This window comes from Flaviflexus sp. (assembly GCF_052087705.1).
GTDB lineage: Bacteria > Actinomycetota > Actinomycetes > Actinomycetales > Actinomycetaceae > Flaviflexus > Flaviflexus ciconiae.
Genome location: NZ_JBQCYC010000020.1, coordinates 35,925 through 46,658 on the forward strand (window position 1 = coordinate 35,925; position 10,734 = coordinate 46,658).

The 10,734-nt window shown below is 59.7% G+C and carries 9 protein-coding genes; 5 read left to right on the forward strand and 4 right to left on the reverse strand.

Features of this window, described 5'->3' with window-relative positions; all coding sequences use genetic code 11:
• Positions 1–525 precede the first annotated feature (525 nt).
• Positions 526–1,203 carry a hypothetical protein gene (locus ACTHUY_RS09740; protein ID WP_441655125.1) on the reverse strand — a complete coding sequence of 226 codons (678 nt, stop codon included), beginning with the start codon at positions 1,201–1,203 and terminating at the stop codon, positions 526–528.
• Between the two features lie 261 nt (positions 1,204–1,464).
• Here ACTHUY_RS09740 and ACTHUY_RS09745 point away from each other — a divergent pair, with 261 nt between their 5' ends.
• Positions 1,465–1,848, forward strand: coding sequence for a hypothetical protein (locus tag ACTHUY_RS09745; RefSeq protein ID WP_126703458.1), 384 nt, complete (start codon positions 1,465–1,467; stop codon positions 1,846–1,848).
• Positions 1,849–2,007: 159 nt separating this feature from the next.
• On the opposite strand, the gene ilvD is transcribed toward ACTHUY_RS09745, so the two are convergent.
• The 3 genes from ilvD to argF form a co-directional block, all read right to left on the reverse strand.
• Positions 2,008–3,720 carry a dihydroxy-acid dehydratase gene (gene ilvD, locus ACTHUY_RS09750; RefSeq protein WP_441655126.1) on the reverse strand — a complete coding sequence of 571 codons (1,713 nt, stop codon included), beginning with the start codon at positions 3,718–3,720 and terminating at the stop codon, positions 2,008–2,010.
• A 316-nt stretch (positions 3,721–4,036) separates the two neighbouring features.
• Entirely contained in the window at positions 4,037–5,416 is a 1,380-nt protein-coding gene (locus ACTHUY_RS09755; protein ID WP_441655127.1) for an MFS transporter, read from the reverse strand.
• Positions 5,413–6,402: an ornithine carbamoyltransferase gene (gene argF / locus ACTHUY_RS09760; protein ID WP_441655128.1), complete on the reverse strand. Its 990-nt coding sequence runs from the start codon at positions 6,400–6,402 to the stop codon at positions 5,413–5,415. Before argF ends, ACTHUY_RS09755 begins: the two co-directional genes overlap by 4 nt.
• A 126-nt stretch (positions 6,403–6,528) precedes the next feature.
• On the opposite strand from argF, the gene argH reads away from it, so the two are divergent.
• The 4 genes from argH (at position 6,529) to tyrS (ending at position 10,404) form a co-directional block, all read left to right on the forward strand.
• On the forward strand, positions 6,529–7,944 hold the full coding sequence (gene argH, locus ACTHUY_RS09765; protein ID WP_441655129.1) for an argininosuccinate lyase: 1,416 nt from the start codon (positions 6,529–6,531) through the stop codon (positions 7,942–7,944).
• Positions 7,937–8,632 (forward strand): DNA-3-methyladenine glycosylase, encoded by a 696-nt coding sequence (locus ACTHUY_RS09770; RefSeq protein ID WP_441655130.1) that lies wholly within the window; start codon positions 7,937–7,939, stop codon positions 8,630–8,632. The genes argH and ACTHUY_RS09770 overlap by 8 nt, the downstream gene beginning before the upstream one ends.
• The gene (locus ACTHUY_RS09775) at positions 8,632–9,081 is read left to right on the forward strand and encodes a hypothetical protein (RefSeq protein WP_441655131.1); all 450 of its coding nucleotides are present in this window, start codon (positions 8,632–8,634) and stop codon (positions 9,079–9,081) included. Before ACTHUY_RS09770 ends, ACTHUY_RS09775 begins: the two co-directional genes overlap by 1 nt.
• 63 nt (positions 9,082–9,144) lie before the next feature.
• Positions 9,145–10,404 carry a tyrosine--tRNA ligase gene (gene tyrS, locus ACTHUY_RS09780; RefSeq protein WP_441655132.1) on the forward strand — a complete coding sequence of 420 codons (1,260 nt, stop codon included), beginning with the start codon at positions 9,145–9,147 and terminating at the stop codon, positions 10,402–10,404.
• Positions 10,405–10,734 lie beyond the last annotated feature (330 nt).

The following is a 10,734-nucleotide window of genomic DNA, read 5'->3' on the forward strand; positions in this document are numbered from 1 at the left end:
GCGCATCTCAGCCACCGAGTTGCGCAAAGACTACCGGGTCCCCCGAAAAGTTGCTTTCCTTGTGTCCACGCCACCGCGAGAGAGAACAGTAAAGTCTGGTGGTAGACAGAATCAGGTGGAGTACGAAATCCTGTGAATACCTGGGATCGCCTCGGGGAGTATAACCGACTGGAAGGAAGTCAGATCACGATTTCTGATCGTGACCCGGTATGGGAATCAGAATATTGCCGGTCTTGGGAATGCGCGCGGTCTACGCGTTGTCAGACGTTGCGGCCCGGTCCACTGTCGGGATATCCATGAAGAAAGCCTGCCAGATTAGTCGTGTCACTGCCGCGGCATGGACAGTCACTTATTGAGCGCGAACAAGGGACTCTGCACCGGTGGCGATCTCATCTGAATATGCGCCGTATTGGCCTGCTGGATAGGTGACGGTCTTGACACGGCCTCCAACCTGAGGCTGTAAATCGGTGCTCGGGCAGATTTTATCGCTGACGCGAGCAACAGCTATGCCTGGAATGATGGTGCCTACATGGTTGTTGCTACGTGGTCCTCGTGGTCAGCGGGAGTCTCGTTGACCCAGGCCTGTTCATCGCCCACCGGCACGCGGAGCGATCTGCCGTAGTCCTCTGTAACAATGTAGGGGTTGAAACCTGCTACCCTCACGTGCTCGGCCAGCTCGTCAAGGTCGGGATGTCCGAAAGACAGATCGATTCGCGGAGCCTCGTTCTCGTCACGAACGTGCAAAGCTATGGTTCCGTCTCCTTCTACTTCCGCGTAGTTCTCCGAGTCGCTGATCATTCGAACTTCCATGCCGAGTGATTCAAAGACGGGGATGTTGTCCTTGACCTTTGTCGTCAGGAGCAGGGGAGTGGCCAAGAGCTTTCCGCCCCGCACCGGTTCATATTCGAGGTTGTGGATAAGGAGTTCGGGGAGGTCGTAGCCCAAGACGGTGAGATCCGGGTGGTCGCCGGGCTGAGCCACCCTGACGTAAGGACTGCCCACCTTGTCGAGCCGTTCGGACTCCAAGCTCAGCGAGACTGAACCGGGAGGTTCGTGATCTGCAAGTTCGACCCCGAGGCGTCCCCGACCAAGCCCGTAAACCGACCATGAATCACCTTCGACAATTGGCACAGCACCGCAGGCGAGCATGAAGTCTTTCCACGCGTTCGGGTGGGCGGTGTGGATAATCGGGCGGATGATCATGACAGACCTCCTCAAGGGTCGGTGGATACACCGCCGACCGGCTACCTGATCATGTTCAAAAGGATAAGATCCGACAACCCGCTCTCGCGGGAGGTGACATGGTCACCCGTTCCGGCGATGCTCTTGGGTTCACGCTAGCATCCCGTGCGATGAATAATAATGACGTTACCGAACTGAGTCCGGGACCGGATCAGAATATGGCGCCGTTCCTGTCGGTAATGTCGATCCCGGCGGGTAAAGTTGATTCCAAAAGGAGCGCGTATGTCCATCCCCGTTGAGGCTTCCCGGTTTGCACGGGTCACGCAGGCCTATTCCAGTGGAACCCTTCTTACCCACACCGCCGACACCGGGATCCGAATCCTAACGGTCGATCCTGTCTTCGATAGTGCCGGCACCGCCCGAATCACCGGTGTCTACGGTTCTATTGTCCGTGCCGTGAAGGAGAATCCTAACGTTGTCATGATCTGGCAGCCTCGCGTGGAGCAGGGATGGACCTTGATCTACGATGGCGAGGTTCAACTGTCGAGCCCGCGACTGGTTGATGGTGCCTCGGAAAGCGACGAACTGGTCATCAGCTACGTGTCCGGCATGCTACACCGCCCTGTTGCGCACCGTGATGGTCCGGACTGGGTCTGGCCGGGCTAGTGGACGGGCGTGGACTTGTCCACCGGCTGGTGATGGACCTGCCTGGCGGAGACCTATGAACCGAGCCGAGATAGACGTGTGGGGTGGCTGCTGACGAGCAGTCACCCCACATAACTAGCGCGGGCTCGTGGAAATAGTTGAGCCCCTCGCGAGGTACACCTAGTAGCAGACCGCTCCAATGGAAGCGGACTGGACGAGCTTCGCATACTTGCCGAGCACGCCGTGCAGGCGGTGATTCTCGGGATGGGAGAGATGCTTGCGGCGATCTTCGAGCTCTGCGTCATCGACATGGAGGTCAATGGTGCGTTTCGGGATGTTAACCGTGATACGGTCGCCGTCCTTTACGAGTGAGATTGGCCCGCCGTCAACAGCCTCCGGGGCAACGTGTCCGATGCAGAGGCCGGTGGAGCCGCCGGAGAAGCGCCCGTCGGTAATGAGGAGGACATCCTTGCCAATACCAGCGCCCTTGATAGCACCGGTGATGGCAAGCATTTCCCTCATGCCGGGACCGCCCTTGGGACCCTCGTAGCGGATGATGACCACGTCGCCAGGCTTTAGTTCACCCGCGAGAACAGCGTCCATCGCCGGCTGCTCCTGGTTGAAGACGCGTGCGGTGCCGTCGAAGACTTCGGCGTCGAAGCCAGCGGTCTTCACGACAGCGCCCTCGGGAGCCAGGGAGCCCTTGAGGATTGCGAGGCCACCCGTTGCGTGGATCGGGTTCTTCATCTCGCGCAGGATCTTGCCATCGGGATCCGGCGGGTTCACGTTGGACAGATTCTCGGCGACGGTCTTACCGGTGACCGTTATGCAGTCACCGTTGAGCATGCCGTTGTCGAGAAGCGCCTTCATAACGACCGGGACGCCACCGACCTTGAATACGTCATTCATGACGTATTCGCCAAATGGCTTCAGGTTACCGAGGTGGGGCACCCTGTCCGCCATCATATTGAAGTCATCGAGAGTCAACTCAACCTCTGCTTCGTGGGCGATAGCCATGAGGTGAAGAACCGCGTTCGTGGAGCCACCGAAAGCCATGACAACTGCGATGGCGTTGAGGAGAGATTCGCGGGTGATGATGTCGCGTGCGGTGATACCGCGGCGCAGCAGGCCAACAACGGCGTTGCCGGACTCGCGTGCAAACAGCGAACGGTTCCGGTGAATAGCGGGCGGAGCGGCCGAGCCGGGAAGGGACATGCCCATGGCCTCGGCGGCGGATGCCATGGTGTTTGCTGTGTACATGCCGCCGCAGGCGCCCTCGCCCGGACACACGGCGCGTTCGATAGCGTCAACGTCCTTCTCGGACATCTTGCCTGCACGGCACGCACCGACCGCTTCGAAGGCGTCAATCAGGGTGACTTCCTTCTCCGTACCATCCTCGAACTTTGCCGTGCCCGGCATGATCGAACCGTTGTACAAGAATACCGAAGAAAGATCGAGGCGGGCTGCTGCCATGAGCATGCCGGGGATTGACTTGTCACAACCGGCTAGGAGAACAGATCCATCGAGGCGCTCGGCCGACATGACGGTCTCAACGGAGTCGGTAATGACTTCGCGGGAAACGAGGGAGTAGTGCATGCCCTCGTGACCCATGGAGATGCCGTCGGAAACGGAGATCGTTCCGAACTCGAGGGGAAAGCCGCCACCCTGGTGCACGCCTTCCTTTGCGAAGCCCGCCAGCTTTGACAGTGTCATGTTGCACGGCGTGATCTCGTTCCAGGAGGAGGCAATGCCGATCTGAGGTTTCACCCAGTCGTCATCACCCATGCCAACAGCTCGGAGCATGCCGCGGGCTGCGGTTTTCTCCAGTCCATCGGTTACGTCCCGGGAGCGGGGCTTGATATCAATACCGTCAGGGAAATCCTCATTACTCATGACGCAAGTGTAGGCCCCGCCACAGTCGCAATGTCCAGATTTCTACATCATGGACGAGTCGGCAAGGCGATACCTTTGGAGTAGGAATCCGTTGCGTTCGTTCAGAATCGCCAACGTGTTCATTGCGCGCTCGATGAGTATCCGCGTCGGTAGCTGAGACACTTCCTCGGATGTATCGTTTTGCGACTCACAAGCAAATACGTGTAGAGCGCGAGTTCTATGCATCTGCCCGTTCTGAAACCGGCTGCCGTTATCCGGGCTCTGCCAGAATCGGCTATCCGTCGATCTGAATGGGCTAACCGTCGAGCAGAAGTGGCTAACGGTCGAAGTCCCGCGACTGTATGGGCATGCCATGCAGATTCAACCCGAGCCGGGCATAGGTCTTGGGTAGGAGGAGACGGAACCAGACGGCACCGAACAGGCCGAGGCCCGCCGTTGCCCAGAGTCCCGCTGAGATCCCAAGGGCGGCGGTGAGCCCTGAAACGACGAAGGGTCCGGTCGCGCTTCCCGAGTTAGCTATTGCCTGCCAGTACCCGAGGAACGTTGCCCGCTTGGTCGACGGCGAAAGGTCGGCACCGAGGGTCATGAGGATTCCGGAGCCGAAGCCGTTACCAAATCCGAGGAGAGCCGCCCCAATAAAGAATCCGGGAACGGTTCCCCACGACACCATGAGGATGATGGCGGCAGACATGATGGTCAGCGACGGCATGAGAGCCCAGAGCCTGCCCTTCCTGTCAGCAAGTTTTCCTGCCGGATAGAAGAGGACAGTGTCGATCAGGGCGGAGACCGCGAAAGCCAGAGTGATGAGCTCATTATCGAGCCCCAGGGCAGTTCCCCAGAGGGGAATGATGACGTTCTTGTTGGCTCGCAAAATTGTCAGCGAGGTGATGCCGATGCCGGCAATGACCGTGGCTTTCAGATCAGGTCGGGGAACACCGCCGGGATGTGCGTCTGTGGGCAGATACCGTTTGTGGCTTGTTCCACCAGCGCCTGCCGATTCCTTGGCCTCAGTCCGAGCAATCTTAGCTGTCCCGGATTGAGCTGAACTGGGCTCACCCTGATCTGCGTCGGCGGCGGGAGCCGAGCCATCTTCACCTTGAGATGCTTCTGCGGGTTTGGGCAGGGGAACGAGGTAGCGAACGATGAGCGCGAGGGAGATTGCGACCGTGACGGCATTCATGACGAACACGGATTCCAGGCCCCACAGTGCGATAAGAGCAGTCGAGATCAGCGGGCCGACAAGTACGCCGAGCCTGAGCATTCCGCCCAGGGTCGAGAGCCCGCGCCCCCGCCATATCCCCGGCAAGGCGTCGGCAATATAGGCCTGGCGTGCCAGCGTCCACACGTTGAGTGAGATGGCGATAATGGCGATGCCGAGAAGGAAAGCGGCCTTTGCGAAGAATGTGCCCGGAAAGAACAGTGCCGTGGTCGATACTGCTAGTGCTGCGAGGGCCAGAAGGCTCGCGATGATGAGTGAACGCCTGTCGCCAACGCGGGTGATGAACTTGCCAAGCAGCGGAGCGGTGAACACCCCGATGACGCCGGCCACGCCAAGAACAGCTGACGATCCGGCCTCCCCGAACCCGATGTCGAGCGCCGCAAGGACAATGACAGGTTGAAGGGCCCCGTTTCCGATCGAATAGATCAGCGACGGAATGTAGATTGGCGCGGCCAGCGCCCGCAGGGGACTGCTCACGACAGAGTCGACACCATGACGGCCTTGATGGTGTGGAGCCGGTTCTCGGCCTGATCAAAAACAACAGAAGCGGGGGACCGGAACACCTCGTCCGTTACCTCGAGCTCGGTCACATTGAATGCCTTGTAGACCTCGCGGCCAATGGCCGTTTCCTGATCGTGGAAGGCGGGCAGGCAATGCATGAAGACCGCGTCCGGTGCCTTCTTCATGAGCTCGGCGTTCACCTGGTAGGGAAGAAGCGCGCCAATTCTCTCCGACCACACCTCTTTGGCCTCTCCCATCGACACCCACACGTCGGTGGAGATGGCATCGGCTCCTTCGACGGCGTTGAGGGAATCGGTGATCGTGATCCGAGCGCCCGTGTCCTTTGCAAAACTTTCGGCCAGCTCCACCACATCCACAGGCGGTTCATAGCCCGACGGCGCGATGATCCTCACGTCCTGGCCCAGCATTGCTGCGGAGATCAGGAAAGACCGTCCCGTATTAAACCGAGCGTCGCCAACGTATGCGGAGATGACATCTGAGAAAGGCTTCTTCACGTGCTCGCGAATCGTCAGAGCATCTGCCAGCATCTGCGTTGGATGCCAGTCATCGGTCAGCCCGTTGTAGACGGGCACACCGGCGGACTCGGCTAGCAGCTCCACATCGGCCTGCCGATCCCCGCGGAATTCGATTGCGTCGTACATGCGGCCAAGCACCCGAGCGGTGTCCTCGATTGACTCCTTGTGACCAATCTGGGAAGCGGACGTATCCAGGTACGTCGTGGCCGCGCCCTGATGAACTGCAGCGACCTCAAAGGCTGCACGAGTTCTTGTGGAGGTCTTCTCAAAAATGAGAGCAATGGCCTGACCGGCAAGACGCTGTTGCTCCCGGCCGGCGGCGCGTTCAGCCTTGAGTTCACCCGCAAGATCAACAAACGAGACCCACTCGGCCGGAGTGAAATCGGCTTCCTTCAGGAAGTGACGTCCAGTCATATGCTCAGTCATGCGCCAATTCTAGACCTGATCATGCCAAGCAACGACCACAGGAAAGAGGCTGGTGCCACGGAGAGAGAAAAGGTCGACGGTGGTTTAATTTGCGCCGGGGATAACGATGTGGGGCAAGATGGTCCCATGACCGATAACCAGCTCGCCCTGTGGGGAGGCCGCTTCGAAGGCGGCCCAGCCGACGCACTCGCACATCTCTCCAAGTCCACGCACTTCGACTGGCGCCTCGCGCTGTACGACGTCGCAGGATCGAAGGCTCACGCCCGAGAGCTGAACCGCGCCGGCCTGCTGACGAAGACCGAGCTGGTCGACATGATCAAGGCACTCGAGCAGCTCGAGGCCGACGTGTTGTCCGGTGCCTTTGTCGCAGCACCCGGTGACGAAGACGTTCACACGGCACTGGAGCGCGGCCTTCTTGAGCGCGCTGGCGACCTCGGTGGAAAGCTCCGTGCGGGTCGCTCCCGTAACGACCAGATCGCCACTTTTATCCGGATGTACCTGCGCGACGAGTCCCGCCGCATTGGCGGAAGGGTTCTTGACCTTGCCGAGGCACTCATTGACCTCGCTGAGAAGTCCGGCGATGCGATCATGCCGGGACGCACCCACCTGCAGCACGCTCAGCCCGTCCTCGTCGCACACCATCTCCTGGCGCACGCATGGCCGCTTCTACGGGACGTGGCACGTTTGGAGGATGCTGACCGCAGGGCCGCGGTTTCTCCGTACGGTTCCGGCGCCCTTGCCGGTAACACGCTCTCGATGAACTCGAAGGCGATTGCGGAAGAACTCGGCTTCGATGGCGTGACCGAGAACTCGATCGACGGCACGGCTTCCCGCGACATTGCGGCCGAGTATGCCTTTGTCTTTGCCCTTATTGGAATCAACCTGTCAAGGATCTCCGAGGAGATCATCATCTGGAACACGAAGGAATTCTCCTTCGTGACCCTCGACGATGCTTTCTCGACCGGATCGTCAATCATGCCGCAAAAGAAGAATCCAGACGTCGCCGAACTTGCTCGCGGCAAGTCGGGCCGCATGATCGGTGACCTCACGGGCCTGCTTGCAACCCTGAAGGCGCTTCCGCTCGCGTACGACCGCGACCTGCAGGAAGACAAGGAACCGATCTTCGACCAGGTTGATACCCTCGATGCTCTTTTGCCGGCCATGACCGGCATGATCGCCACCATGACACTGCACTACGAGCGCATTGCTGAGCTGGCACCCCAGGGCTTCTCCCTTGCCACCGACATTGCGGAGTGGCTTGTCAAGCAGGGCGTCGCCTTCCGCGACGCGCACGACATCTCGGGCTCCTGCGTCAGGCTTTGCGAAGAGCGCGGCATCGAGCTTGCCGACATGACCGATGAGGACTTCGCTTCGATCGATGAGCGGCTCACGCCCGAGGTTCGTTCCGTGCTGACAGTCGAAGGCTCGGTTGCATCCCGTAACGGAATCGGCGGAACCGCTCCCGAGCGTGTTGCCGAGCAGCGCGAGAACGCTCGTGCGGAGCTTGCTCGTCTGAGGAAGTTCACCACCCCGCGTGCTTGATCTTTCCGGTGACCCCTGCGACCTCGGTCCGAAGCTGCTCGGTGCAGTTATTCGGACCGATGTTGCTATCCGGATCGTAGAAGTCGAGGCATACAGGGGAGAGCAGGATCCCGGCTCCCATGCTTACCGCGGGAAGACGAGACGGAATGCTTCCATGTTCGGTCCTCCCGGACACCTGTACGTCTACTTCATTTACGGCATGCACTGGTCCGCCAACCTCGTGTGCTGGCCCGAAGGCCGAGCGGGCGGACTCTTGCTAAGGGCCGGTGAGGTCGTCGAAAACCACGAGGCAGCTCGAAAGCGCAGGCCCGCCGCTAAATCCGACCGGGATCTTGCTCGCGGCCCAGCCCGGCTTGCCCAGGCTCTCGGTATCGATGGCTCTTTCGATGGCACTGCGGTTCATCAGCAGCGCAGTTCAGTAGACCGGTACGGTCAGAGCAGTGGATTGGGTGAAAACCACGTGGATGAAAGCGCGACCGGCGTTCTTGGTGCAGAGACCGCGCTGGTAACGCCGACTGGGGACCCCGTCCGTGTCGAGCTGGAAGTGCCTTCCGTTCGCGCACCGTGGACTCAGGGTCCTCGGGTCGGGGTCTCCGGAGAAGGTGGGAGCGAGGAATACTCGTGGCGGTTCTGGATCCCAGGCGACCGGCATGTCAGCCCCTACCGTCCCGGGAAACCGGCACGCTGATGGCTACTTTTCTCTTTCTTGTTAATCCCGAGCTTGCCTACGATCCCTACCCGGACTGGGAACGCTGGGAGCCGCTCATCGCGGAAGGGAAGTTTCCGTCATCAACGTGGAACACGGGCATGAGAAGACAGGGGATTGTGCCGGGGGACCGGGGCCTCATCGTCAAAGTGGGGCGGGAACCGCGCGGACTCGTCGGTGCCTGCATTATTACGTCAGAGATTTACTTAGGTCCGCGCTGGAACCCGGAAGCACGGTCCGTTGAAACCGGCTATGTGGATATAGAGATGAGAGAGGTCATCGACCTTGAAGATCCGGTGACCCTGGATGAACTGCGCACCGTAGCGCCACATGTTCTCTGGACACCCAGACAATCCGGCACTCGGGTTCCCGACATAGAAGCAGAGACAGTGTGGTCGATTCTGTTCGATGAGACCGGCGATAGCGAGTGAAGTGGCGGCGGCGTGCCGTGGCATACTGTGACTGACCATAGTTCGACAGGAAAGGTAACTAACGTGTCCCACATTCTCGACGAGCTCCAGGCCCGCGGCCTGATTGCTCAGCACACGGACATCGAAGCATTGCGTGCGACGCTGGACGAGGGACCGATTACCTATTACTGCGGATTCGATCCGACGGCAGCATCACTGCACCACGGCCACCTCGTCCAGGCCATCCTCATGAGGCACCTGCAGAACGCCGGCCACAACCCCCTCGTTCTCGTGGGAGGCGCCACCGGCATGATCGGTGACCCCCGCGATTCAGGGGAACGCACCCTCAACCCTGAAGAACAGGTAGCGGAGTGGACCCAGAAGCTGGCCAACCAGCTGTCCGGATTCCTCAGCTTTGAAGGTGAAAACGCTGCGCGGATCGTCAACAACTACGACTGGACGTCCGAAATCACGGCCATCGACCTGCTCCGCAACATTGGCAGGTACTTCCGTCTCGGCACGATGATCGCCAAGGACACCGTTGCTCGTCGCCTGACATCCGACGAAGGAATCTCGTACACGGAGTTCTCCTACCAGATCCTGCAGGCAAACGACTTTCTCGAGCTGTACCGCAGGTACGGCTGCATCCTCCAAACCGGTGGCAACGACCAGTGGGGCAACCTCGTTGGCGGCATGGACCTTATCCACAAGGCTGAGGGAGCAGCCGTGCACGTCATGACCACCCCGATCATCACCAAGTCCGACGGCACGAAGTTTGGCAAGACAGAGGGCGGAGCCATCTGGCTCGACCCGACCATGATGAGCCCGTACGCCTTCTACCAGTTCTGGCTCAACCAGGCCGATGCCGATATTGAGCGCCTCCTCAAGGTTTTCACCTTCATCCCACTCGAAGAGATCGACCAGATCGTTGCCGAGTCCCTCGAGAAGCCGTACCTCCGCCTCGGCCAGCGCCGCCTCGCTGACGAGGTCACAACCTTCGTTCACGGCGCGGAAGCAACGGACCGTGTAAAGGAAGCTTCGGCTGCGCTCTTCGGCAAGGTTGATCCCTCGGGCCTCGACGGTGACACCCTGCAGGATGCTGTCGCCGAACTCGTCTCCGCGCCGGCTGAAGTTGGCATGTCGGTGGTGGATCTTGTGGAAGCACTCGGTCTTGAAAAGGGGAAGGGCGCGGCCCGCCGCACCATTACAGCCGGCGGCCTCTCCATCAACTCCGTCAAGGTGGAAGATCCGGAGGCCGCCATCACCGATGATCAGGTTCTCCCGGGAGGAATCATTCTCGTCCGCAAGGGCAAGAAGAATTTGGCGGTAGGCAGGATTTCCTAGCCAAGAGAATTGGTGAAAGCGCGCCATCTCAACGAAAAGTGGCAAGGTGGCGCGCCTCACCGTCAACGGAATTGACCTATCGGTGTCGGATCCGTAAAGTTATATCTCGCCGCGGGGATGCGGAAAACCAATCAGGAAAAACTTCCTGGGTGGAACGCGCCCCAAAGTCAAGCGAAGTGCCGGAGTTATCTCCAACACAGATCTTGACGGAGAAATCCGCTGAGAGTAAGCTTGTGAGACGCCCCTTTCGGCCAGATACCAAGTGTTTGTCCGGGTGTGGGTTGCTTGTTTTGAATCTCAATAGTGTGTCGTTTTTTGATTGTTTTTTTG